Here is a 24921-nt window from a genome sequence, read left to right as displayed (position 1 = left end):
GTACCCATCCCCAAATTATTGGCAGAACACGCCTATTCGGCGTCTTCGGGGTCGGTGTCGCGGCCGGGTATGACGTACTTGCCGGATAACCAGCGGTTCAGGTCGACGTCCCGGCAGCGCGGGGAGCAGAACGGCGCTGTGGCCGGGCTCGCCGGCTTGCCGCATTCCGGGCAGGGTTTTGATCCACCCTTCGATTCCCCGGCGGCTTGGGGGGGCTTAGCTGGCATTGAGCCAGCCGAAGCGGATCGGAAAGCCCTCGCCGCCCAATAGCGTGACCGATTCGTAGAGCGGCAGGCCGACGACGTTGGTGTAGGAGCCGACCATCTTGACCACGAACGATCCCGCGATGCCCTGCACGGCGTAGCCGCCGGCTTTGCCGCGCCATTCGCCGGAGCCGATATAGGCCTGGATGTCGTCCTCGCTCAAGCGCTTGAAGCGCACGCGGGTTTCGATCAGGCGCTGGCGGAACGCCTCCTTCGGAGTCACCAGGCAAATGGCCGTGTAGACGCGGTGATTGCGCCCCGACAGCAGCCGCAGGCACTGCGCGGCTTCATCCACCAGATTGGCCTTGGGGAGAATGCGGCGGCCGACCGCGACCACCGTATCGGCGGCGAGGATGAAGGCTCCGCGCAGCTCGTCGTCGAGCTGGACGGATTTCAGCGCCGCATCCGCCTTGGCGCGGGCGAGGCGATTGGCGCAGGCGCGCGGCAGCTCGCCCCGCTTCGGGGTTTCGTCGACATCGGCCGGCCGCAGCGCGTCGGGCTCGATGCCGGCCTGGTTGAGCAGGCTGAGCCGTCGCGGCGAACCGGAAGCGAGAACGATTTTGGGGCGGCCAAGCATGCTGGGTTTGTCGCGGGAAAAGGATTCGGATGGGGATGCGCGCGCGGAACCTATCGGAAGGCACTCCATTCCACAACCGGGGAACAAGTGATTGAAGCAACTACCAATCTTTCGTCGCCCCTGCGAACGCAGGGGCCCATAACCACAGGCCGGCGTGATTGAAACGACAGTCGGCGATTAGCACTTCCTAAAGTCGCTCGGCCGCGGCGTATAGGTTCCTGCTTTCGCAGGGACGACCGCGGGTGTTTGTCACCGCGTTCGCCACGGCGACACTCAGCGCACCGGGTCGATCGGCGTAGCGACACCCAAACGGGCCTCGATGGCCTCGGCCGCTTCAAGGCACAGATCATCGCGCAACCGCGGCCCGGTAATCAGCACGCCGACCGGCAACCCGGTCGCCTCGTCGCGCCCGGCCGGCACGCAGGCCGAAGGCAGCCCGAGCAGGTTGGCCGGGACCACCGGGCGCATCAGCTCCTTGGTCGCAGCCGATCCGGCCGGGGTCGCCGCATCAAAACCATGCTCGAACGGCAATTGCGTCCAGGTCGGCGACAGCAGCAATGGCCGGTCGGCCATGAAGGTCGACCATGCCCGCGCGATGCCGTCGCGCTCAGTCATCAATTGCGACCATGACGTCGCGTCGGCCAAAGGCGGTATGCCCTCATTGAAGTTGTTCAGGAAAGCCATCGCGTCCGCGCCCATCATCGGGGACAACAAATTCAGCACCGAGCCGAAATCACCCATGATCAGGCGCGCCCAGCAGCCGATCGCGTCTTCGTAACGCGGCGGGCAGGCTTCCTCCACGACATAGCCGGCATCGGCCAGCGCCTGTGCGGCCCGTCGCACCACAGCCGCCAGCTTTGGATCGGTGCCGCCGCCGGGCGGCTCGGGCAGCACAGCCACGCGAACCGGTCGCGCCAGCGCCGGTCCCTCGAACGGGGCGTCGATCGACCAGGGATCGCGCGGATGCGCGCCCATCAGGACACGCAGGCCGAGGCGCACATCCGCCACGCGGCGCGCCATCGGCCCCTGCACGTTCATCAGTTGCACCGCCAGCAACCGGTCTTCGGCCGGCACAAAGCCCGCATCGGGGACGCGGCCGGCGGATGGACGGATGGAAGTGATGCCGCAGGCGTTCGCGGGATTTCGCAGCGAGCCGCCGATGTCGTTGCCGAGGCCGATCGGACTCATGCCGCTGGCCAACGCCGCGGCCTCGCCGCCGCTCGAGCCGCCTGCGGTGCGCCCCGGATGCCAGGGATTTCGCGTCAGGCCGTGCAGCGAACTGTCGGTGTGCACGCGCAGCGCCATGTCAGGCAGATTGGTGCGGGCGATCGGTATGGCGCCGGCGGCGCGCATGCGTTCGACGACCGGCGCATCCACTGGAGCCACCGCATTGGCCAGCGCGGGCACGCCCCAGGTCGTGGGCAGGCCGGCCATGTCGATGTTTTCCTTCACCGTGAACGGCACGCCATGCAGCGGGCCAATGGTTTCGCCGGCGGCCTGCCGCTGGTCGGCCTTCACGGCAGAAGCGCGGGCCTCGTCGGCCAGCACGCGCACCACGGCATTGAGCGCCGGGTTCACCGCATCGATGCGCGCCAGATGGGCATTCACCACTTCAACCGAACTCAGTTGCCGGCGTGCAATGCGCTGCGCCAGTTCAGTGGCCGGGAGTTGCCAGATCTCGCTCATCGCTTGCTCCAACATGACATGCGCCACGAAATCGCGCGCAACGTTCCCGCCCGCCGATCAGCGTAGTACCGCACCTGTCGGATGTCGACGGGTTGGACCAGTTGGTCACTCGTTCGCCGCACCCGCCTTGGCAAACCTGCGGCGGATGCGCATCGACAGCCCATCGCAGACCTCGCGATAGGCGGCAAGCTTCTGCTCGCGGTTGCCTTCCATGCCGGTCGGATCAGGCGTCGGCCAGTATTCGACATCGGCGGCCATCGTGCGCGTCAGCTCCAGCGCCTTGTGATGGGCTTCCGGCGACAGCGTAATGATGAGATCGAAATTGAGCCCTTCCCAGTCCTCGAGCTCCTCGAACGTCGTGGGCTTGTGGTCGGAAATATCCTGGCCGAGCTCGGCCATCACGGCGACCGCGAACGGATCAAGCTCGCCCTTCCTGACGCCGGCGGATTTTACGTAGAGCGCCCGCGGGAACATATGCTGCAGCAGGCTCGCCGCCATCGGCGAACGCACGCTGTTCAGCCCGCATGCGAACAGCACGGCCTGCGGATTGCGCGCGCGGGGCGCATCCATGCGTCACGAAATCCTTGCGGCAGAGAACATCATGCGTCCTGCCCCTTCCAGTGCAGGACGCAGATCAGCGTGAACAGCCGCCGCGCGGTTTCGAAATCGACGCGGACCTTGCCCTTCAGCCGCTCCTGCAGCGTGCGCGAGCCTTCGTCATGGATACCGCGGCGGCCCATGTCGATCGCCTCGATCTTGTCGGTGGTGGCGGTGCGGATCGCCTGGTAGTAGCTGTCGCAGATCATGAAGTAATCCTTCACGATCCGCCGGAACGGCGTCAGCGACAGCAGATGCGCCACGACCGGCGCGCCGTCCTCGCGGCGGATGTCGAACATCAGGCGGTTGCCGGTAATCGCGAGGTGCAGCGTGAACGGGCCCTGCTCTGTGCCTTCCGGCGCGAACAGGTTCTGTTCGATCAGATCGTAGATCGCAATCGCCCGCTCATGCTCGATATCGGGGCCGGAACGCCCGATCGATTCCTCGTCGAGCGTCACCGCGACGATGCGGTTGTGCTGGTCATCGTCTGGTGGCGGCTTGTTCATGGCAAGTTGAGGCGCAATCCGACGGAGCGTGAATGGGCATCCAAACCCTCGGCCTTGCCCAAGGTCATCGCGGCAGGCCCCAGCGCGCGCAACTGGTCCGGCCCGCATTTGAGAATCGAAGTGCGCTTCATGAAGTCTAGCACGCCGAGCCCCGACGAAAACCGCGCCGAGCGCGCGGTGGGCAGCACGTGGTTGGAGCCGCCGACGTAATCGCCGATCGCCTCCGGTGTGTGGGGGCCGAGGAAGATCGCGCCGGCGTTGCGGACCTTTGCCGACAGCGCTTCCGCATCCGCGGTCATGATTTCCAGATGCTCGGCGGCGATCGCATTCGCAAGCTCCACCGCCTCGTCGAGCTTGCTGACCATGATGATGGCGCCGAAATCGTTCCACGAGGCCCGCGCGATGTCGGCGCGGGGCAGCGTCGCCAGTTGCGACTCGACTGCACGCGCGACGTCGGCGGCCAGGGCCGCGCTGTCGGTGATCAAAATCGACTGCGCGCTCGCATCATGCTCGGCCTGCGCCAAAAGGTCAGCGGCGATCCAGCCGGCATTTGAGGTCGCATCGGCAATGACGAGCACTTCCGAGGGACCGGCGATCATGTCGATGCCGACCTTGCCGAACACAAGCCGCTTGGCGGCGGCGACATAGGCATTCCCCGGACCGACGATTTTTGCCACCGGCGCAATCGTCGCGGTGCCATAGGCCAATGCGGCCACCGCCTGCGCGCCGCCGACGCGATAGATCTCGGACACGCCGCCGAGGTGTGCCGCGGCCAGCACCAGCGGATTGAGCTTGCCGTCCGGCGAGGGCACCACCATGACGACCCGCGGCACGCCGGCGACCCTGGCCGGAACGGCGTTCATCAACACCGAGGACGGATAGGCCGCGGTGCCGCCGGGCACATAGAGGCCGACCGCATCGACCGCGCTCCAGCGCCAGCCGAGCTCGACGCCCAGCGCATCCGTGAAACGCTCGTCCTTCGGCAATTGCCTTTCGTGAAATGCCTCGATCCGGTCACGGGCGAATTTCAGGGCATCGACGGTTGCGGTGTCGCAGGCCCCGACCGCGGCATCGATCTCGGCCGCGGCGACGCGCAGGCCGGAGGCGTCGATGTCGAGCCGGTCGAATTTCCTGGTCGCCTCGAGCAGGGCCGCGTCGCCGCGCGCGGCCACGTCATCGACAATGGCGCGGGTGGCACGCTCGACATCGGTCGAAACCTCGCGTTTGGCGGCGAGGAATTGCTTGAATAGCGAGCCAAAATCGGCGCTGCTGGTATCCAGGCGAACGGGCATGGTGGCTTTCTGAGAGACAGCGAAAGGCCCCTGCTCAATGGCGCGGCGGCCAAGGGCCGTCAACCCTTGCCCGCCCGGAAACAGTGCCCGTAGGGTGGGCTGAGCGGAAAGCGAGCCCACCAAATGCCTCTCTTCCGGCGGTCGAGATGGTGGGCACGGCGCGAAGTGCGCCTTTGCCCACCCTACGGCTGCGGAATCACCCCTCCGGCCCCAGAGGGGCGATGGCGAGGTCGCTGGTGCCGAGGTCGTCGGCACCGAGGTCGGTCAGCTCGCATTCCAGGCATTCGACGTCCAGCCGCAGCGCCTCGCCATGGCTGAACAGCAAAAGCGCGCTGCCGCCGGGGGCCTCGCCCGGATGGAATTCGATCCCGACCAGTTCCAGCACCGCCTTCGGCTGCGCCAGATCGATGTTGCGCGACTTGCAGGCCAGGACGCGGTCGAAGCGCAGCGCCGCGATCGAACGCCGCGGCTCGGTTCCGCCCGATAACGTCTGCTCCCAGTCCAGCCGGTCGATGCCGACCACCAGCCGCTTTTCGTCCTGCCGCCAGACGATGTCGGACGCCAGGACGCGGGCGTCCTGCACATGGGCCGAGATGACCGCGAGATCGTCGGCGTCGAGCGCAATCAGTTTGAGCGGATCGGGCGCCGGCATTCACAGAAATCCTTACCTTTGATTCGCGCGTATCCCAATCGCAAAACCGGTACCCACTTTTGCGGGATAGCGCGTTAATCGCTGATGCGCTGGATCGACGCGCCGCAGGCCGAGAGTTTTTCCTCAAGCCGTTCGAAACCGCGATCCAGGTGATAGATACGGTTGACCATGGTTTCACCCTCGGCGGCAAGCCCTGCGATCACCAGCGACACCGAGGCGCGCAGATCCGTCGCCATGACAGGCGCGCCGCGCAGTTTTGCGGTGCCGTCGATGGTCGCGGTTTCGCCATCCAGTGATATACGCGCGCCGAACCGCGCCAGTTCCTGGACATGCATGAAACGGTTCTCGAAGATCGTCTCGGTGATCTGCGAGGAACCGCCGGCGCAGGCCATCAGCGCCATCAATTGCGCCTGCAGATCGGTCGGAAAGCCCGGGAACGGCGCGGTCGAGACCGTGACCGGCCGGATCACGGCGCCATTGCGGGCGACCCTGATGCCGTCATTGTTGACGGTGATATCGGCGCCGGCCTGCGTCAGCACGTCGAGCGCCGACTGCAGCAATTCGGGACGCGCCCCGGAAAGCTGCACGTCGCCGCCGGTCATGGCGACCGCCATCGCATAGGTTCCAGCCTCGATCCGGTCAGGCAACACGTTATGCCTCGCGCCGTGCAGCTTCTCGACGCCCTCGACCACGATCCTGGTCGAGCCGGCGCCCGTGATCCGCGCCCCCATCTTGTTGAGGCAATCGGCGACGTCGACGATTTCGGGCTCGCGGGCGGCGTTGGTGATGATGGTCGTGCCCTTCGCAAGCGTTGCCGCCATCAACGCGACGTGGGTGCCGCTCACCGTCACCTTGGGGAAATCGATTCCCGCACCGCGCAGGCCGCCCGGCGCCGTCGCGACCACATAGCCGCCGTCGATGGTGAGCTCGGCGCCGAGTTTTTCGAGCGCCATGATCAGGAGATCGACCGGCCGCGTGCCGATGGCGCAGCCGCCCGGCAGCGAGACTTTTGCCTCGTGCATCCGCGCCAGCAAGGGCGCGATCACCCAGAAGCTGGCGCGCATCCGCGACACCAGATCATAAGGCGCCGTGGTGTCGATGATGTCGGCCGCCGAGATATGCAGGGTCTGGCCCTGATATTGGCGGTCGCCGGGCCGCTTGCCCGCGGACATGATGTCGACGCCGTGGTTGCCAAGGATGCGCTGCAACTGCGCGACGTCGGCTAGCCGCGGCACGTTGTCGAGGATCAGCGTTTCCTCCGTGAGCAGGGCTGCGATCATCAGGGGAAGCGCGGCATTTTTCGCGCCCGAGATGGCAATGGTGCCGTTGAGCTTGCTGCCGCCGACAATACGAATGCGGTCCATGCGACCCCCCTTGCGATGCGCAATTCATGCCTGCGCCTCGACGGCAGAAGCGGCGACATTTGCGGCGATTTGATGGGGTCGAGCCACAGCCGTCATTCCGGGGCGACGCGAAGCGGCGAGCTGTGATGTGCAATTGCACATCGGAGTGCACATCGAAGAATCCATTTGACCACCGCCGCTGTGGCCGGATGGGTTCCCTGACGTGCAATTGCACGTCAAAGCTCGCGACTGCGTCGCGCCCCGGAATGACGGGAGAGAAATGACGGACGCCTAAATCGCGTTGATATCTTCGCTCTCAAGTATCGGCTTCGGATACCCGTCGCGCGCCACCTTGATCATGGCGCGGCCGAGTTGCTCGCTGGTGGTCATGTATTTCGGCGCGGTGCGGGCGAGATACGACAGCAGCGGCGCCGCGACGACATAGACCGCATTTACCCAGCCAGTCTTCGACCGGACGCCATGCAACGGCTGGATGCCGGCGGGCCGGAACATGTAGGCCGCCTTGAACGGCAGCTTGAGCAGGTCGTTCTCGGTCTTGCCCTTGACCCGCGCCCAGCGCACCGGGCCCTGCTCGCTTGAGTCGGTGCTTTTGCCGGTGACGTAGGTGAAGACCATGCCGGGGTTGAGCCGCGCGAGCGTCGTCGCCGCGGCCATGGTGACGTCGTAGGTCAGATGCCGGTAACGCTCCGCGTCCATGCCGACCGAGGAGACGCCGAGGCAGAAGAAGCAGGCATCGTATCCCGCAAGCTGGGATTCGATCGCGGAGAAATCCGTGAAATTGTCGTGCAGGATTTCATGCAGCTTGGCCTGCTGCATCCCGGTCGGGCTGCGCCCGACCGCGAGCACACGCTCGACACCGGCATCGACAAGGCATTCGCGCAGGACACCCTGCCCGACCATGCCGGTGGCGCCGAACAGGATCACCTTCATGCCAGGGTGCGCTCCGCTCATCCCTTGATGAACGCGAGCAAGTCGGCGTTGATCGTCGCCGCTTCCGTGGTGGGCATGCCGTGCGGAAAGCCCTTGTATGTCTTCAGCGTCCCGTTCTTCAACAACTTCGCCGACAACGGCGCGGAGTCCTCGTACGGCACGATCTGATCGTCGTCGCCATGCATCACCAGCACGGGCACGGTGATCTTCTTGAGGTCTTCGGTGAAATCGGTCTGCGAGAAGGCGACGATGCCGTCGTAGTGCGCCTTGGCGCCGCCCATCATGCCCTGACGCCACCAGTTCTCGATGACGGCCTCCGAGGGCTTCGCGCCCGGCCGGTTGTAGCCATAGAACGGACCCGACGGCAGCGCGCGATAGAATTCCGAGCGGTTGGCGGCGAGCTGCGCCTGCAAGTCGTCGAACACCGATTTCGGCAGCCCGCCCGGATTGGCCGCCGTCTGCACCATCAGCGGCGGGACTGCGCTGAGGATGGCGGCCTTCGCCACCCGGCTCTCGCCGTGGCGAGCGATATAATGCACCACCTCGCCGCCGCCGGTGGAATGACCGACGTGAACCGCGTTCTTCAGGTCGAGATGCGCCGTCAGCGCCGCGAGATCATCCGCATAATGATCCATGTCATGGCCGTCGGCCACCTGGCTGGACCGGCCATGGCCGCGGCGGTCGTGGGCGATGACGCGGAAGCCGTTGTTGACGAAGAAAATCATCTGCGTGTCCCAGTCGTCGGCCGACAGCGGCCAGCCGTGGCTGAACACGATGGGCTGACCCTTGCCCCAGTCCTTGTAGAATATCTCGACGCCGTCTTTGGTCGTGATGGTGGGCATGGGAATTTCTCCTCTTGTTAAGTCGTCATTTCGGGACACGCGACTTCGCGCGGACCCGGAATCTGGACGTCGCTGACTGAGATTCAGGGGTCGCCGCCTAAAGGCGAAACCGGTCAAGTGTATGTCGGGGCCGGTCGGTATCGCCGGATCACGCCTGTTATCACGACGACGAAGAATACCAGCACGATGCCCTGGGCGACGGCGAACGGCGGCTCGGCCGGCGGCACGCTCGGCGCCAGCGCATGCAGCGCCGGCACCTTCAGGAAGGACTGGATCACCAGCACGAACACGTTGAGGTAGAGCGAGACCAGCGCAGTCAGCGCGTAGATCCAGCGCCAGGCACCGGTGAGCGTCATGCCGTAAAGCGCAAAACAGGCGATCGCCAGCAGAACCAGCGAGAGAAGGCCGACCATGTGGGACGGCAACGTCTTCTCCAACAGCAGCGGTGGAATCAGGAAACCTGTAGCGCTGGTCAGGATCGTGAACAAAAGGAAGATCGCGGTCAGGCCCGGCATCCGCTTCGAGCCGAGCATCCCGAACATCACGATGATTCCCGCAACGATCCCGATCAGGCTGATGACGACATGCACGAGAACAAATGTGACCAAACTCATACCCAAAATCATGATGCGCCCCCTCCGTTGGAAACCTTCTAAAGGTTACGACGCGTCATGGAAAATTTCCACACGCATCGCGTGCGGCGTCGGCAATGCAGGCATGTGCGTGAATGAAGACACATCAACGAAAGTTGTATGATGCACGAAATATTTGCACTGATGTCACAAACGACGGCGGAGGCGACGCGACCAAATCAAATTTAGTAATAGCGCGGGATCGGACCGTTATGCGGCGTCTTGCGGTGCGATAAGTCAAACAGCACTTCGTCGACATAGCACCAGCCCCAGCCTTCCGGCGGATCGTAGCCTTCGATCACGGGATAGCCGGTGGCATGGAAATGCGCGGTCGCATGCTTGTTCGGCGAATCGTCGCAGCAGCCGACATGGCCGCAGGTGCGGCAGATCCGCAAATGCAGCCACTGGCTTCCGCTTTTCAGGCATTCCTCGCAGCCGAGCGCGCTCGGCGTCACCGTTTGAATGCCGGCGATGTGGCTGCAGCCCTTTTTTGTCACCGCTTCATACCTCGCGCGTCTTTGCGTATTGGCACCCGTCAATACGCCGCATCATAGCGACGGCTTCATGGCATCGGCCAGATAGCCGTGCAGCGCCGCCACCACCTGTGCGCCCTCGCCGATCGCACCGCCGACGCGCTTGACCGAGCCGGCGCGCACGTCGCCGACCGCGAACACGCCGGGCACCGAGGTTTCCAGCGTCGGTACCGGGCGGCCTTGATTCTGTTCGGACTGCGCCCCCGTCACCACAAAACCCGCCCGGTCGAGCGTCACGCCGCAGCCGTCCAGCCAACGGGTGGCCGGATCGGCGCCGACGAACAGAAACAGGTTACGGACATCGAAACTGTGCTGCTCGGGGGCCAGCCGGCTCTTCCAGCGCACGCGTTCGAGCGATCCATCCCCGCCGCCTTCGACCCCAATCACCTCGGCGTTGAATATCAGTTCGATATTGGGCGCCGCTTCGATGCGCTCGATCAGATAGCGCGACATGCTGGCCCCGAGCCCGCCGCCGCGGATGATCATGTAGACCTTGCGCGCATGGCCGGACAGAAACACCGCGGCCTGCCCTGCGGAATTGCCTCCGCCGACCAATACGACGTCCTGGCCCACGCACAGCTTGGCCTCGATCGGTGAAGCCCAGTACCAGACGCCGCGGCCTTCGAAGGCGTCGAGATTTTCGATTCCCGGCCGCCGGTAACGCGCCCCGCTCGCCACCACGATGGATTTGGCGCGCAACGACTGCCCGCATTCGGTCGCCAGCGCGAACGCGCCGTCGCGCTGCGAGCAATCCAGCGACCTGATCGAAACCGGAATCAGCATGTCCGCGCCGAATTTTTGCGCCTGGGTGTAGGCGCGGCCGGTGAGCGCCTGCCCGGAAATGCCGGTCGGAAATCCCAGATAGTTTTCAATGCGCGCGCTGGCGCCGGCCTGGCCGCCGAAGGCCCGCGCATCGAACACCGCGACCGACAATCCTTCGGACGCGGCATAGACCGCGGTGGCCAGGCCGGCGGGACCGCTCCCGACGACGGCGACGTCGTAGAGCTTCTCATGCGCCTGGTTGGTGATCATCCCCACCGCCAGCGCCAGCGAAGTCTCAGACGGATTGCGCAACACGGTGCCATCGGGGCACACTACCAGTGGCAGATCGGCGCGCGAGGGCGAGTAGCGCGCCACCAGATCGGCGGCGTCCTTGTCGGTTACGGGATCGAGCACGTGGTGCGGCTGGCCGTTGCGCACCAGGAAATTCTGCAGCCGCGCCGTGTCGCCAAGCGAAGCCGGGCCGATCAGCACCGGGCCGCCGACGCCGCCCTGGATCAGGCTGACCCGGCGCAGGATCAGCGCGCGCATGATGCGCTCGCCGAGTTCGGCTTCCGCGACCAGTAGCGCGCGCAATTGATCCGGCGGGATCAGCAGCGTTTCGACGTCGCCCTCGGCATGGCCGTCGACCAGCGCGACGCGGCCGGAGAGCTGGCCGATCTCGGCCAGAAACTGCCCCACGCTCTGGTCGATGACCGGGGTGACATGGCCAAGGCCATCGCGCTGGGTGATCGCGACCGTGCCGGACAGCACCACGAACATGCCGGGGCCGACCTTGCCGGTCTCAAACAGGGCTTCGCCGTCCTTATATGTTCGTAGTTGCCCGAACCGGCGCATCCTTTCGATTTCGTGATGCGCGAGCGTCGGAAATGTCTGTTCGTGACGGGGAAACGCGAGGGAAGCCGCGCCGATCGCCGGATCGGCCGTGATGTCTGCACTCATTTGTCGCCGCCTAAAAAAGAAACAGAACCGAGCAGAGAGCGAGCCATGCAACCCGGCGAGCGATCGGGATTTCCCGCTGCGCTATCGGCTTAAGGCTTTTCTCCGCCGGCGTCATCTAGGGAGGCATCGGCGTTTTCGGAAGATGCGCTCGCCTCGTCGCGGCCCCGCGCCTGCGACTTTCGCCGCTTGAGATTTTCGCGCAACGCCAGCTTTAGCCGGTCCCGTCGTGAATCCTTCACATCCGCGCCGGTCTTTCCCGCAGCCCTATCTTGATTGTCTTTCATCGCTAGTACCGTCGAGCACGCCTTGATCGAAACGACGTCCGGGACGCCGGCGCCGGAAGATGGCGGGTTCGATCATCCATACTGCAACCGCGCGCCCGGCACATCGGCGATTCGGCGGCTTGGGCCGGGATCGGGAACCAGAGTAAGGCCCAAACTTGCCGAATTGCCTGATGTCGCGATCCTCAGCGCCGATTTTTGACGATTTTAGGCCCTTCAGGGCCCGCGCGCGTGCTTGCGCCAGAGGGGTCCTTGTGGCAAGAACCGGCCGCCTAGTGGGCGGCCGTTTGGGCCGATTCCCCCAAATACCGGGCATGCTGCCGTAGCTCAGTGGTAGAGCACTCCATTGGTAATGGAGAGGTCGACAGTTCAATCCTGTCTGGCAGCACCATTTTTTCCAATGAACTTCAGCACTTGCTGAACAATTTGAGCATTTCGCACCGCGCCTGATACACACCGGGTGTTGCGCGATGGTCTCCGAATGGCCTGCCCTACTAAACGTCTCGGCTCCGACAACTGGTACTTTCGAAAGCGTATACCGGCTGATGTTCAAGCGATCTTGGCGAAGCTGCCAAACGATAAGCGACCACCGAACTGGTACAAGGACCACATCAGCAATCCCCTCCGGACAGCGGATCGCGCTGCCGCTAAGGCGAAGTGTCCCGAGGTGGCTGCACAGGTAGAGCGCACAATGGCCGCACTCCGCGCTGGCCCCAAGCCGCTCACCCTCAAGCAAATCAACGCGCTCTCAGGTGAACTCTATAGAGCGATCGCGGTTATGTAAGGTTGAAAACGATCATGCATCGTGGAGTTTGTCGGCCGACGCAAAATGCGGGTGCGACCCCACGGCTTCACGCGGGACGATCCGATCGGTTGCACGGCGTATGATGTCGTAGCACTCACAGGTTGCTTCCTCGAGCCGCGCCCTGTCGATTTCGACCAAGCTCCGCCGAGCGGATTTGATGGCACCTAAGGCGCGGAGTTTGGCAATCACCTGCGTCACGGTCGTTCGTCGCACCCCGAGCAACTGCGAAAGCGTCTCCTGCGTTAATGATAGGATGTTGTTGTGCTCGCTTCGATCGTGCAGGTGAAGCAGCCACCGGGCCATGCGGGCCTCGACCGAGTGCAGTCCGTTGCAGGCTGAGACGTGCTGGAACTGCATGAGGATCGACCTCGTGTGCGCCTCGACCACATGTCTGATGGCGTCGCTCTCCATGTAGGCTGCATGAAACCGCGACACGGAGATTTGCGATGCGGTGCCGCCCACCCGCACGACCGCGGTCACAGACGACATGAAAGAGGGTCCCAGCACCGATAATGCGCCGATCGCTCCCTCGCGCCCGATTACCGCAGTTGCGATCGCTTCTCCGTTCGGAAGGCCGAGCATGAAGGAGATGGCACCGCTATGGGGAAAGTAAACATGGTCGCGTCGATCTCCCGCTCGTATCACCACGGCGTCCTGTTCAAGCGCCACCTTCTGGAGATGAGGGGCGAGCAACGCGAGATCTGCCGACGGTAACGCGGCGAGAAGACGATTACCGGCGCTCGCCGGACGTCCCATCACGAGAGACTTCTTCCTTCAGAAGAACACGCAGCTCTCCTGGAATGTCTTTGGCAGGAATGTCTTCTGCGCTGCGCCGACACTAACTCCACTTTCATCGTGCCGGCTTTGAACCGCCTTGTGGGATACGATACTTGCTGAGTAGCTTAACGCGCCGCGCCAGTAAAGGTAAGGCGAACCCTTTGACGCGGCGTCGCAGGTGATCGGGCGGGACCGCTTCGACGCCAGCGCCTCAGGACCGCTGGTCAAGTTCCGCCAAGGGGCCTGCCACCGGTTCGCTGGCGACCCGCCGATACGGGATCTGTCCGCCGCGCGAGAAAGCTCAATGATTTCAGCGCAAGTCCGTGCTCTCTCGACAGTTCAATCCTGTCTGGCAGCACCATCCCCTTCCAGTGAAATGGCCCGCCTCGGCTGAGGGAAATCAGCCCGGGATCGCGATCATCCCGCGTGAATCATCGGCAGGCGCCGCTCACGCCGCCAGCGCCACTTTCCGGAACGCCTTGACCAGCGCGCCTTCCAGCTTGCCCTCCATGCCGCAGAGGATCTGGTAGGCGTCCTGCCGGGCCATTGGCGGCCGGTACGGCCTGGACTCGACAAGTGCTGCGAAGATGTCCGAGATCGTCAGCAATCTGACCAGATCGGAAATCTGCGAGGCCGCCAGTCCATCCGGATAGCCGGAGCCATCAAGATATTCGTGATGATGCCTCACGCCATCCAGAATTTCCGGACTGATGCCCGATACGCCCTTCAACAGATCATATCCGATCGCGGGATGGCGCCGGATGATCTCCTCCTCCTCGGGGTCGAGGCGTCCCGGCTTGTCCAGGATCGATAGCGGAATGCGCGCCTTGCCGATATCGTGGAGGGTCGCCGCGATTCCGAGCCGCGAGACGTCCCCGCCGGAGAATCCGACATCCAGCCCGAAGGCGACCGCAACCCCGGTCACAAGCAGGCAGTGCTGAAACGTGCCCTCGTGATAGCGACGCACCTCGTCGAGCCAAGTTGAAAGCCCGTCCTGCCCGACGCGGGTGATGATCTTCGACGTCGCACGCTTCGCATCGACAAGCTTCAGTGGCCTGCCATGGCGCACATTCGAAAACATCGAGGCGAAGGCTGCCACACCTTCGTCCATCCGCAATGCCGGATCCGCAGCTTTATCCTCCTCGGCCGCTTCCGCCGCCTCGATCTGCGCGACCTTGAGAATTGCTTCCTTGGGGCGTGAAATGATCGCGGTCGCGCCGAGTGCATGGGCCTGCGCAACCATCGAACGGGAGAGATTGTGAACGACGAACAGCTTCTCGGGAATGCCGGCAAGGTCTTGCAAAATGAACCTGAGCTGATCGACGCGAGTCATCTGCCGCAGGTCAATGTCGACCATCAGCACGCCATGCGACCTGATCCCGGTGCCGTCGCCGCCCAGTACCCAGGGCACCACGGCGTGTTGCGGTTCGAGCATCGCGCGAATCGCCGGTAACTTGGTCGGTTCGTCTGTGACAAAATAGACGAGCATTCAGGGACTTCCGTACACCGCAATAGTGAGGTAGCTGCCCTTTAAAATTGAAGCACTGAAAAGAAAATGAACTCTGTCGCTAATGGTTCGGATGACCGAGCTCCGCACTCGGCGTCATCCGCATCTCAAGCATTTTAATCAACATCAAACTTGGCTACCTTGCCGTTAAGCATCCACCTCGTATAACTACGTACCTCAAACAGGTGAGCGTCGGTCGAGTTCCGAAGGATCGTCAGATCGAGGGCAACGTCCGTGAATCATCTCTTGTCGTCCCGAAGCGAAACGGGGACCGAGAGATTGATGCTGCGCGCTTTGATCCCGATCGGCTGCATGTTTGCCGCCCCGGCGTTCGCGCAGCCCGATCTGGCCGGCGCGACAGCCAAGCTCACGCTGCAGGTCGCGACCGCCATGCTCGGCGAAAAATGCCGCCGCATCGAAGCGCCGGATCCAGCGTCGCTTGCTTCGGTATCACTGCACCGAACCTTTCACGATGATTTCGACAGCCATCCGCTGTTGGATGAAAGATGGGCGCCATACTACGCCGGCGGGGCTTCCTGGCCGGAAGCGCGTTACTGGGGTGGCGAGGGCTCCGACTTCAGGCGCAAGACCAGCTATAATGGCGAGCAACAGATCTATGTCGATCCGCGCTATGGCGGGCGGGAAACAACGCCGCTCGGCCTCGATCCGTTCAAGGTCAAAGACGGCATTCTCTCGATTACAGCCAGCCGCATCCCGCCGTCGCTGAAGACCGTTCTCTTCAATAATGAATATATCTCGGGCATCCTGACGACGCAGAGCAGGTTTTCCCAGAAATACGGCTACTTCGAAATGCGCGCCAAGATACCGGTCGGCGTCGGCGTGTGGCCGGCGTTCTGGATGCTCGCCGATGATGGCGGCTGGCCGCCGGAAGTCGACATCATGGAGGGCCGCGGGCAACAGCCGGGCGACATCGTGATGACGACGCATTGGCGGATACCGGAGACGCAGCGCGTGGAACGCTGCGGGTTTGACTTCATTGTGCCGGACGCCGCGACCGCGTTCCACGACTACGGCGTGCTGTGGCAGCCCGATCGCATCACCTATTTCATCGACCGACAGCCGGTCTCCGAGATCAAGGTCCCGGTCGGCTTCGGCGTGCCGATGTATATGATCGTCAACCTTGCGATGGGCTCGAAGACTTTCGAGGGCGTGGGATTCGTCGATGGCAAATCTCCCAATATTGTCGCATTCGAGATCGACAGGATATCCGCCTACCAAATCGACGAACGCTGACCGGAGATGACGATGTTCGGAAAATTCTCGCGCCGGCATTTTGCAAAGCTTGCCGGCTTGTCCGCGCTCGGCATCGCCGCGGCGCCGGCCGACGCCGCCGCGCAAACGGCAGCCGCGCAGCCAGCGCCGGCGAGCTTTCCGAAAGACTTCGTGTGGGGCACCGCCACGTCGGCCTACCAGATCGAGGGCGCCGTGAACGAAGACGGCCGCGGCCGCTCGATCTGGGATACGTTCGCACACACGCCGGGCAAGATCGAAGATCACACCACGGGCGATCGCGCCAACGAGCACTACATCAGGTACAAGGAAGACATCGGCCTGATCCGCGAATTGGGCGCCAGGGCCTACCGGTTTTCGATCGCGTGGCCGCGGGTGTTTCCGGAAGGAACCGGCAAGCCTAACCCCAAGGGCCTCGACTTCTACGACCGCCTCATCGACGAACTGCTCAAGAACGGCATCGAGCCATACGCGACGCTCTATCACTGGGACCTGCCGCAGGCGCTCGAGGACAAGGTCGGCGGCTGGCGATCCAGCGAAACGTCGAAAGCATTCGCCGAATATGCCGGCCACGTGGCGGCGCGCATCACTGATCGCGTCAGGTCGATCTTCACGATCAACGAAGCCGGAAGGTTCGTGAATTTCGGCTATGGCTGGGGCATCGATGCCCCCGGCCTCAAACTCCCGGATGCGGACGTCAACCAGGTTCGCCACCATGTGGCGCTGGCGCACGGCCTTGCGGTGCAGGCGATCCGTGCGCAGGGGCGCGCGGGCACCAGGGTGGGTCCGGCCGAAAACATCGCGGCCTGCGTGCCGGCATTCGACACCCCCGACAATGTGCGCGCGGCCGAGATAGCGACGCGCGAACTCAACTCCGGCTTCCTCGGCGTCATCCTGGAAGGCAAATACACCGACGGGTTTCTGCAGTACGCCGGCAAGGCCGCGCCGAAATTCACCGCCGACGAATTGAAGATCATTTCGCAGCCGAACGATTTCGTCGGCCTCAACATCTACGCGCCGCAATTCTACATCGCCGCCTCCGACAAGGCGCCGGGCTGGCGGGTGCTGCCGTTCCCCGCCTCGTTCCCGCACATGAATTCGGAATGGCTGCGCGTGGGGCCGGAGACGATCTACTGGGCGTCGCGGCTGGCGGCAAAGGTCTGGAACATCGAGACGATCTACATCAGCGAGAACGGCACCTCGTCGGAAGACAAGCTCCATGCCGACGGCCAGGTCTACGACCTCGATCGCATCATGTACCTGCGCAATTATCTCAGGCAGTTGCAGCGCGCGACGTCGGAGGGCGTGCCGGTCCGCGGCTATTTCCTCTGGAGCCTGATGGACAATTTCGAATGGATCTTCGGCTACGGGCAGCGCTTCGGACTCTACCACGTCGACTTCGAGACGCAGCGCCGGACGCCGAAACTGAGCGTCGCCTTCTATCGCGACGTGGTGGCGCGCAATGCGATCGGCGTCTGAAATTTCAATACCGCGCGGCCTGCCGCAGCGGCGCCGGGACCTCGGAGATCGAACGCTGCTTGCCGTCGGTTGCCACAGTCGTGACCGGTTGCTGCGCCAGCTTGCGCGATGATTCGTGACCGACAAATACGCCTGCCGCGGTCAGCATCAGCACGACATAAAGAACGAACATGCCGCCGACCCATTTCCAGTAGATCCGGCGGGCGTCGGGGGTAAGGCTCTCGAGCAATTGGCGCATGGTTGCCTCCTCATCAGGAAACCTTATGCGCTGCGTATACGCCTCTCGTCACACCCCGTATGTGACGTACTTCACAGATGCCGATTTGAGACGGAGAACCCGTGACCGGAGCAGAACTGAAGAAACTTCGCCAGCATCTCGGTGAGGCCATCGGCCAGCCGCTGTCGGTGGCCGACATGGCCAAGCTGTGCGGGCTGCCGGCTGCCGATGGCGCCGACACCATCCGCCGATGGGAGGTCACCGGCCCGACCGGGCCGGTGGCGGAGCTGCTGCGCATCCTGGCGATGGCCAGCGACCACTATCCGATCCTCGAAATGTTCAACGTGTTCGACCGTCACGACGTCCCGGTGAAAGACCGCCCCGCCCGCCGGCAGGCCTTCCGCGAACAGATGCGCGGCGACGTGCGGCGCCGCATTGGTTAAGCAAAGCTTGCCGGGAGGCCGGGCGGGCTTCGAAAATTAAGCCATTGCTAACCTTTGATTAGGCCTTCATTAAGCACAAAAAACGTTTGCCGGCCAATGGGTTGGGTTCGTATCCGCTGTCACCTCCAGGTGACAGCATTTTAGACAAATGCCGTCTATGTGCGTGGGCATGGAAGGCGCCCCGCACGAGGGTGTCGCCGAACGGTTTTCGGAGACCAACACAATGAAGAAGATCCTCGCAGCCCTCGTGGCCTTCGCAGCCCTCACCGCCACAGCCCCCGCCCTTGGCGCCGATCTCGGCGCGCGCCCCTACTACAACAAGGCCCCCGTCTATGCGGCGCCGCTCTACAACTGGACCGGCTTCTATCTCGGCGGCCATCTCGGCGGCGCCTTCAGCGGCAGCAACGATTTCAACGGCGCGGTGCTGAGCGATTCCAGCGCCCGGCTGCTCGGCGGCGTCCAAGCCGGCCTGGATTGGCAATTCGCGCCGAACTGGGTGCTCGGCACCGAGGGCCAGTATTCCTGGCTCGGCAAGAACAACCTCACCGCCACCTTCCCCGGAGGCTACGTCTACACCAACGATCAGCGCGGCCTTGGCTCGATCACGGCCCGCATCGGCTACACCTGGGGTCCGGGCCTGGTCTATGTCAAAGGCGGTTACGCCTATTCCGACAACGCCGAGAGGGTGACGCTCGGTGGCGTTCCGACCGCCTTCCTGCTCGATGGCAACCACAGCAACGGCTACACCGTCGGCACCGGCGTCGAATACATGTTCGCCCCGAACTGGTCCGCCAAGGGCGAGTATATGTATTACAATTTCGGCAGCAGCCGCTTCGTGACCCCCGCGGCGCTGGCGCCGTTCGGAAGCTTCCACACTGACGACCACACGCTGAAGCTCGGCGTCAATTATCGCTTCAACTTCGCGAGCCCCGTGGTCGCACGCTACTGAGCGCTTTCAACTGCGGATTGCGGAAGGCCGGCTTTCACGCCGGCCTTTTGCTTTTTTGGGCGCCGTTTTCCGGTTCACGGAAAAAATCCGTCAAAGGCAAGCAATCCGCTGCCAAAAATGCGGCGAAAGGCCTTCCCGGTTCCAAACTTGTTAACCGGGCACCGTGATACTGCCGCGCGAGGAAACATCTCAAGGTAGCGTAGACGGGACAGCGGGCAAATGACGGGACGATCCAATTCACGGCTCAAGGGTTTTCGTTTCGGCGTCAGGGGCAGCCTGTTTGCCGCCTTCGCCGTCATCGCCGGCATGGCGATCGTCATCTCGGCCGGCGCCGGCCTGATGCTCGGGCGGCTCGGCGGGACCATGGTCGATCTGAGCGGCCGGGACATCCCCCGTCTCGCCGCCAGCCTGCAGCTATCCGCACAGAGCGCGAGCCTCGCCAGCCAGGGGCCGGCGCTGCTGGCCGCGCGCAGCGAAGAGGCGCTGAACGATCGCACCAAAAAAATGAAGGAAACCCAGGCGGTCGCGCTGCAGAAGCTCGCCGAGATCGTCGAACTCGGCGCCGACAAGGCGGTCGTTGCGGCCCTCACCGAGAACATGAAGAACATCGATGAGGTGATCAAGAGCCTCGGCTCGGCCGCGCGCGAGCGGCTCGAATTGGGCGCCCAGCACGACAAGCTCTACGACGCCGTGCGCAAGGCGCAGCGGCGCTTCGTGGCCGCCGCGGGACCCGCGGCCATCGACGCGCAGACCGAGCTCTACAGCATCTACGCCGCCCCCAACTTCTCGCAGGCCGAAGCCATCCGGGCACACAAGACCGCCGACCAGCTGGCCGACATCGCCGCCAGCGGCAATCTCATGGCGTTCGACATGATCGCGGCGCTGTCGACCAACAACGGCGAAGTGCTCGAAGCGACCGGCAGGGACTTCCGCACCGCGCAGGCGCGCGTGAAGTCGAATCTCGAAGCGCTGCCCAAGACCACGGCGATGCGGTCCGTTCAAAACACAACCCTGAGCCTGCTGGCGCTTGCCGACGGCAAGACCGGCGTCTTCAAGGTCCGCCAGCAGGAGCTGGATGCGGACGAATACGGCCAGACCATTCTGGAGGAAACCCGCAAGCTCAATGTCGGCCTCGGCATCAGCGTGCAGCAGCTGGTCGACGCCGTGCAGAAGGAAACCGACGCCGCCGCCTGGCAGGCGCGCCAGGAGATCTCGTTCGGCACCATGGTCATGCTCGCCCTCGGCGTATCGACGCTGGTCGGCTCGATCCTGTTCGTCTGGCTCTATGTCGGCCGCAACGTCCTGCTGCGGATCAGCAACCTGCAGCGCTCGATGCAGTTGTTGTCCAGCGGCGACCTCGAATCGGAGGTCTATCAGACCCACCACCAGGACGAGATCGGCGTCATGGCGGATTCGCTGCAGGTGTTCCGCGAGAGCATGCTCCAGAGCCGCGCGCTCTCCGCCGAGCAGGACAAGGACCGCATCGCCAAGGCCGAGCGCGCCAACCGCATGGAAGCGCGCATCGTCGAGTTCGAAACCACGGTTCGCACCGCGCTCGACAGCCTGCAATCCGCGGCAGGATCGATGCAGTCGACCGCGCAAAGCATGTCGGCGACCGCCGATCAATCGAACGCACTGGTGACCGCGGTGGCGACCGCCGCCGAGCAGACTTCAGCCAACGTGCAGACGGTGTCGTCGGGAACCGAGGAATTGTCCTCCTCGATCGAGGAAATCGGCCGTCAGGTCATCACCTCGGCGGAAATCGCCCGCAAGGCGGTCGACGACGCCGGTGAGACCGATGCCACCATGCAGGGGCTTGCGGATAACGCCGCCCGCATCAGCGTGGTGGTCGATCTGATCCAGACCATCGCTTCACAGACCAACCTGCTGGCGCTGAACGCCACCATCGAAGCGGCCCGCGCCGGCGACGCCGGCCGCGGCTTCGCCGTGGTCGCCTCCGAGGTGAAGAGCCTCGCCAACCAGACCGCGAAGGCCACCGACGAGATCCGCCAGCAGATCGTCAGCATGCAGACGGTGACGACGACGGCGGTCTCCGCGATCAGGAACATCAGCAACACGATCAGCGAGATCAACGAGGTGACCACCGCGATTGCGGCCGCGGTCGAGGAACAGGGGGCGGCGACGCGCGAGATCGCGCGCAACATCCAGCACGCCGCCGGCGGCACCAGCGAGGTCTCCACCAACATCGTCGGCGTCTCCAGCGCCTCGTCGCAGGCCGGAACGGCGGCCGGCCAGGTGCTGACCGCCTCCGGCGCGCTGCGCCGCGAGGCCGACGTGCTGCGCGAGGAAATCGACGCCTTCCTGACGAACATCCGGGCGGCGTAGTCAGGTGTGCCAGGGCGGCGGCGCCGCGCCTGGCCGACAAAAATGCGAAAACAACCCCATGCAAAGTAGCCGGGTACGCTGCGCAGCATCGGGGCATCGCCACCATGGTCAGGCGCGGCGGCGCGGGATTGCGCCGTAAACTCATGCGTTTGAAGCCGGACAACTTGCGTTCCTCGGGCGCGCGGGCACCGCCAGCGCTTTTTTCGGCTGGCGCGGTGCCGCGTGTACCGGTAAGCCGATATTATGCATTCGAAGACAGACAGCACCTACTCCTCCGCCGAGGCACTGCGATACCCCTGGGAACATCACCCCGGCCACGATCAGGTCGTCGAGGTGGTGCCCGGCGTGCTTTGGGTCCGCCTCAAGCTGCCGTTCCGGCTCAATCACGTGAACATCTACCTGCTCGCCGACGGCGACGGCTGGGCGATGGTCGATTCCGGGTTCGGCAACGAGGAATCCATCGCGGCCTGGACCGTGCTGTTCGAGGGGCCGCTGCGGCATGTGAAGGTCACGCGGCTGATCGTGACCCATTCGCACCCCGACCACGTCGGCCTGGCGGGTTGGATCACCGAGCGCTTCGACTGCCCGCTGCAGATGTCACAGGTCGAATACCTGCAATCGGTCTATCATCAGAACCGCGGCACCGAGGAGCGGCGCAACGCCCAGCGGCTGTTCTTCCGCCGGCACGGCATGGATGAAAGCCTGACCGACCGATTGCTCGGCCGCGGCCAGGACTATTTGAAGCGGGTTTCGGTGCTGCCGCCGTCCTATCGCCGCATCTCGCGTGGCGACGAGGTTGTGATCGGCACGCGGCGTTTCAAGGTGATCACCGGCGGCGGACACGCGCTCGACCAGGTGATGCTGTATTGCGCCGCCGACAAGCTGTTTCTCTCCGCCGACCAGGTGCTGAGCAAGATTTCGCCGAATGTCAGCGTCTGGGCTGTCGAGCCCGACCAGAACTCGCTCGGCGAATATCTGGCCTCGCTGGCCAGCCTCACCACCACGCTGCCCTACGACGTGATGGTGCTGCCCGGCCACGGCGTGCCGTTTTACGGGCTGAAGACCCGCATCAAGCAGCTCGCCGACCATCATGAGGATCGTTGCCGGCTGATCGCCGAAGCCTGCCGGGAAGTTCCGCAGACTTCCAAGGAACTGGTGCCGGTCGTGTTCCACAAGCACGTGCTGGACGAGCACCAGATGGGCTTTGCCGCCGGCGAACTGGTCGCGCATGTCAACTACATGCTGGTAGAGGGCCGCCTGACGTCAGAGGTCAGCGACGGCGTGCTGCGGTTCCGGACCACCTGATAGCGGCGGAACCGGGGGGCCGATGCATATCGCGTTTCGGATCCTCGCCAACACGCCGATCTGGGTTTTCGCGCTGCTCGCCTATTTGATCTGGCAGGGCCGGCAGGCGCGGCGGCCAAGGACGCAAGCGATCTGGCGGATGCTGATCGTCCCGTTGGCTTTCTTCCTGATGGGTCTGTCGCGGCCGGTATTGGCCCACGACCATGGGCTGGAACCGCTCATGGCCTGGTTGGTGGCGGCCACCCTGTTTGGCGCGCTGGCACTCTGGCATGACCCGAAGTTGCTGGCGGTCGACAAGGCGCGGGGCATGGTCACCCGGCCAGGCAGCGCAGGTCCGCTGATCCGCAACGTCACGGTCTTCTCCCTGCAATATGGCGTTGCGGTCGCAACCGCCATGAAACTGGAGCCGCACGCCGCCGTCGCAATCATCGGCCACGCCGTCTCCGGCGCCAGCGCGGGTTACTTTTCGGGGTGGGCGGCCGCGCTATTGCGCCGTTACCGGAATTTCGACAGGAACGAAAATACCGGGACCGCAAATCCAGCGTAGTGTGTTGATCGAAATCAAGATTTATCCTGCCTCAGGTGCATCCCGGAGACGCGCCGAAATGTTGGATTTCGCGTAGACATCAAAGCTGGAAACGCTCTAAAAAGGCCTCACGCCGATCCGGCCGGTTCCGTTCCAGGTCTTGTGATGGATTACAGCAAATTTTTCAGTGCCGCCCTCAATCGCCTGCATAACGAGCGGCGCTACCGGGTTTTCGCCGATCTCGAGCGCATCGCGGGCCGCTTCCCGCATGCGGTCTGGCACTCGCCGAAGGGCAAGCGCGACGTCGTGATCTGGTGCTCCAACGACTATCTCGGCATGGGCCAGCACCCGAAGGTGGTCGGCGCCATGGTCGAGACCGCCACAAGGGTCGGCACAGGCGCCGGCGGCACCCGCAACATCGCGGGTACCCATCATCCGCTGGTGCAGCTCGAACAGGAACTGGCCGACCTGCACGGCAAGCAGGCCTCGCTGCTGTTCACCTCCGGCTACGTCTCGAACCAGACCGGCATCTCGACAATCGCCAAGCTTATTCCGAACTGCCTCATTCTATCTGACGCGCTGAACCACAATTCGATGATCGAAGGCGTGCGCCAGGCCGGCTGCGAGCGGCAGATTTTCCGCCACAACGACATGGCGCATCTGGAAGAGCTTTTGATCGCGGCAGGCCCCGACCGGCCGAAGCTGATCGCCTGCGAGAGCCTCTATTCGATGGACGGCGACATAGCCCCGCTTTCGAAAATCTGCGATCTCGCCGAGAAATACGGCGCCATGACCTATGTCGATGAGGTCCATGCGGTTGGCATGTACGGCCCGCGCGGCGGCGGCATTGCCGAGCGCGACGGCGTCATGCATCGCATCGACGTGCTGGAAGGCACGCTCGCCAAGGCCTTCGGCTGCCTCGGCGGCTACATCGCTGCTAATGCCGAGATCATCGACGCGGTCCGCTCCTACGCGCCGGGCTTCATCTTTACGACGGCGCTGCCGCCGGCGATCTGCTCGGCCGCCACCGCGGCGATCCGCCACCTCAAGACCTCGAACTGGGAGCGCGAGCGCCACCAGGACCGCGCCGCCCGGGTCAAGGCGATCCTCACCGCCGCAGGCCTCCCCGTAATGTCGAGCGACACCCACATCGTGCCGCTGTTCGTCGGCGATCCCGAGAAGTGCAAGCAGGCGTCCGATATGCTGCTGGAAGAGCACGGCATCTACATCCAGCCGATCAACTATCCGACGGTCGCCAAGGGAACCGAGCGGCTGCGGATCACGCCCTCGCCCTACCACGACGACGGCCTGATCGATCAGCTGGCGGAAGTGCTGCTGCAGGTCTGGGACCGTCTCGGTCTGCCGCTGAAGCAGAAATCGCTCGCGGCCGAGTAACCCTCCCCTTAGGAAATTGGGCTGGTAGCGCGGTGCGCTGCCAG

Annotated in this window: 25 protein-coding genes and 1 tRNA gene; 10 read left to right on the top strand and 16 right to left on the bottom strand. The window is 64.0% G+C overall.

Going from position 1 to position 24921, the window contains the following annotated elements; genetic code table 11:
- Positions 1-32: 32 nt before the first annotated feature.
- The 13 genes from yacG to V1293_RS27290 all read right to left on the bottom strand — a co-directional run bounded on the left by yacG (position 33) and on the right by V1293_RS27290 (position 11596).
- A complete protein-coding gene (gene yacG, locus V1293_RS27350; protein WP_334513791.1) occupies positions 33-227 on the bottom strand; it encodes a DNA gyrase inhibitor YacG in 195 nt (64 codons plus the stop codon).
- Entirely contained in the window at positions 217-840 is a 624-nt protein-coding gene (locus V1293_RS27345) for a Maf-like protein (RefSeq protein ID WP_334513790.1), read from the bottom strand. The genes yacG and V1293_RS27345 overlap by 11 nt, the downstream gene beginning before the upstream one ends.
- Before the next feature lie 273 nt (positions 841-1113).
- Entirely contained in the window at positions 1114-2526 is a 1413-nt protein-coding gene (locus V1293_RS27340) for an amidase (protein WP_334513789.1), read from the bottom strand.
- A 105-nt stretch (positions 2527-2631) separates the two neighbouring features.
- Positions 2632-3096 (bottom strand): arsenate-mycothiol transferase ArsC, encoded by a 465-nt coding sequence (locus V1293_RS27335; protein WP_334513788.1) that lies wholly within the window; start codon positions 3094-3096, stop codon positions 2632-2634.
- A gap of 29 nt (positions 3097-3125) precedes the next feature.
- Positions 3126-3629, bottom strand: coding sequence for a UPF0262 family protein (locus tag V1293_RS27330; protein WP_334513787.1), 504 nt, complete (start codon positions 3627-3629; stop codon positions 3126-3128).
- The gene (hisD, locus tag V1293_RS27325) at positions 3626-4921 is read right to left on the bottom strand and encodes a histidinol dehydrogenase (protein WP_334513785.1); all 1296 of its coding nucleotides are present in this window, start codon (positions 4919-4921) and stop codon (positions 3626-3628) included. Before hisD ends, V1293_RS27330 begins: the two co-directional genes overlap by 4 nt.
- A 196-nt stretch (positions 4922-5117) precedes the next feature.
- Positions 5118-5573, bottom strand: coding sequence for a DUF2948 family protein (locus V1293_RS27320; RefSeq protein WP_334513784.1), 456 nt, complete (start codon positions 5571-5573; stop codon positions 5118-5120).
- Positions 5574-5647: 74 nt separating this feature from the next.
- The gene (murA, locus tag V1293_RS27315) at positions 5648-6937 is read right to left on the bottom strand and encodes a UDP-N-acetylglucosamine 1-carboxyvinyltransferase (protein WP_334513781.1); all 1290 of its coding nucleotides are present in this window, start codon (positions 6935-6937) and stop codon (positions 5648-5650) included.
- 270 nt (positions 6938-7207) lie between these two features.
- Positions 7208-7867 (bottom strand): epimerase, encoded by a 660-nt coding sequence (locus V1293_RS27310; RefSeq protein ID WP_334513779.1) that lies wholly within the window; start codon positions 7865-7867, stop codon positions 7208-7210.
- A gap of 17 nt (positions 7868-7884) precedes the next feature.
- Positions 7885-8709, bottom strand: coding sequence for an alpha/beta fold hydrolase (locus V1293_RS27305; RefSeq protein ID WP_334513778.1), 825 nt, complete (start codon positions 8707-8709; stop codon positions 7885-7887).
- Between the two features lie 113 nt (positions 8710-8822).
- Positions 8823-9335 (bottom strand): hypothetical protein, encoded by a 513-nt coding sequence (locus tag V1293_RS27300; RefSeq protein WP_334513776.1) that lies wholly within the window; start codon positions 9333-9335, stop codon positions 8823-8825.
- A 191-nt stretch (positions 9336-9526) separates the two neighbouring features.
- Positions 9527-9838 carry a UBP-type zinc finger domain-containing protein gene (locus V1293_RS27295; protein WP_334513775.1) on the bottom strand — a complete coding sequence of 104 codons (312 nt, stop codon included), beginning with the start codon at positions 9836-9838 and terminating at the stop codon, positions 9527-9529.
- A gap of 51 nt (positions 9839-9889) precedes the next feature.
- A complete protein-coding gene (locus V1293_RS27290) occupies positions 9890-11596 on the bottom strand; it encodes an FAD-dependent oxidoreductase (protein WP_334513773.1) in 1707 nt (568 codons plus the stop codon).
- Positions 11597-12193: 597 nt separating this feature from the next.
- Here V1293_RS27290 and V1293_RS27285 point away from each other — a divergent pair.
- Together V1293_RS27285 and V1293_RS36235 are read left to right on the top strand one after the other, a co-directional pair.
- Positions 12194-12268 (top strand) — tRNA-Thr (locus tag V1293_RS27285).
- Between the two features lie 90 nt (positions 12269-12358).
- Positions 12359-12661, top strand: a complete 303-nt coding sequence (locus V1293_RS36235) for a DUF6538 domain-containing protein (protein WP_442894292.1) — start codon at positions 12359-12361, stop codon at positions 12659-12661.
- 12 nt (positions 12662-12673) lie between these two features.
- Here V1293_RS36235 and V1293_RS27280 read toward each other — a convergent pair whose 3' ends face one another.
- Positions 12674-13438: a Crp/Fnr family transcriptional regulator gene (locus V1293_RS27280; protein WP_334513772.1), complete on the bottom strand. Its 765-nt coding sequence runs from the start codon at positions 13436-13438 to the stop codon at positions 12674-12676.
- Positions 13439-13907: 469 nt separating this feature from the next.
- Entirely contained in the window at positions 13908-14948 is a 1041-nt protein-coding gene (locus V1293_RS27275) for an HD-GYP domain-containing protein (protein ID WP_334513770.1), read from the bottom strand.
- 300 nt (positions 14949-15248) lie between these two features.
- Here V1293_RS27275 and V1293_RS27270 point away from each other — a divergent pair, with 300 nt between their 5' ends.
- Both V1293_RS27270 and V1293_RS27265 read left to right on the top strand, forming a co-directional pair.
- Positions 15249-16220 (top strand): glycoside hydrolase family 16 protein, encoded by a 972-nt coding sequence (locus tag V1293_RS27270; RefSeq protein ID WP_334513769.1) that lies wholly within the window; start codon positions 15249-15251, stop codon positions 16218-16220.
- A 12-nt stretch (positions 16221-16232) separates the two neighbouring features.
- The gene (locus V1293_RS27265) at positions 16233-17696 is read left to right on the top strand and encodes a GH1 family beta-glucosidase (RefSeq protein ID WP_334513768.1); all 1464 of its coding nucleotides are present in this window, start codon (positions 16233-16235) and stop codon (positions 17694-17696) included.
- A gap of 4 nt (positions 17697-17700) precedes the next feature.
- Here V1293_RS27265 and V1293_RS27260 read toward each other — a convergent pair whose 3' ends face one another.
- On the bottom strand, positions 17701-17934 hold the full coding sequence (locus V1293_RS27260) for a hypothetical protein (RefSeq protein WP_334513766.1): 234 nt from the start codon (positions 17932-17934) through the stop codon (positions 17701-17703).
- Positions 17935-18035: 101 nt separating this feature from the next.
- On the opposite strand from V1293_RS27260, the gene V1293_RS27255 reads away from it, so the two are divergent.
- The 6 genes from V1293_RS27255 (at position 18036) to hemA (ending at position 24877) form a co-directional block, all read left to right on the top strand.
- Positions 18036-18356 (top strand): helix-turn-helix domain-containing protein, encoded by a 321-nt coding sequence (locus tag V1293_RS27255; RefSeq protein ID WP_108514432.1) that lies wholly within the window; start codon positions 18036-18038, stop codon positions 18354-18356.
- A 223-nt stretch (positions 18357-18579) separates the two neighbouring features.
- A complete protein-coding gene (locus tag V1293_RS27250; RefSeq protein ID WP_334513763.1) occupies positions 18580-19305 on the top strand; it encodes an outer membrane protein in 726 nt (241 codons plus the stop codon).
- A gap of 219 nt (positions 19306-19524) precedes the next feature.
- The gene (locus V1293_RS27245) at positions 19525-21651 is read left to right on the top strand and encodes a methyl-accepting chemotaxis protein (RefSeq protein ID WP_334513761.1); all 2127 of its coding nucleotides are present in this window, start codon (positions 19525-19527) and stop codon (positions 21649-21651) included.
- A 243-nt stretch (positions 21652-21894) separates the two neighbouring features.
- A complete protein-coding gene (locus V1293_RS27240) occupies positions 21895-22956 on the top strand; it encodes an MBL fold metallo-hydrolase (protein ID WP_334513759.1) in 1062 nt (353 codons plus the stop codon).
- 22 nt (positions 22957-22978) lie between these two features.
- On the top strand, positions 22979-23503 hold the full coding sequence (locus V1293_RS27235) for a DUF6622 family protein (protein ID WP_334513758.1): 525 nt from the start codon (positions 22979-22981) through the stop codon (positions 23501-23503).
- Between the two features lie 144 nt (positions 23504-23647).
- Positions 23648-24877, top strand: coding sequence for a 5-aminolevulinate synthase (hemA, locus tag V1293_RS27230; protein ID WP_334513756.1), 1230 nt, complete (start codon positions 23648-23650; stop codon positions 24875-24877).
- Positions 24878-24921: the final 44 nt, after the last annotated feature.

Source organism: Bradyrhizobium sp. AZCC 1693, from assembly GCF_036924745.1.
Taxonomy (GTDB): domain Bacteria; phylum Pseudomonadota; class Alphaproteobacteria; order Rhizobiales; family Xanthobacteraceae; genus Bradyrhizobium.
Note: the sequence above shows the minus strand (reverse complement) of the source record. Positions and strands in the feature narration are given on the sequence as shown.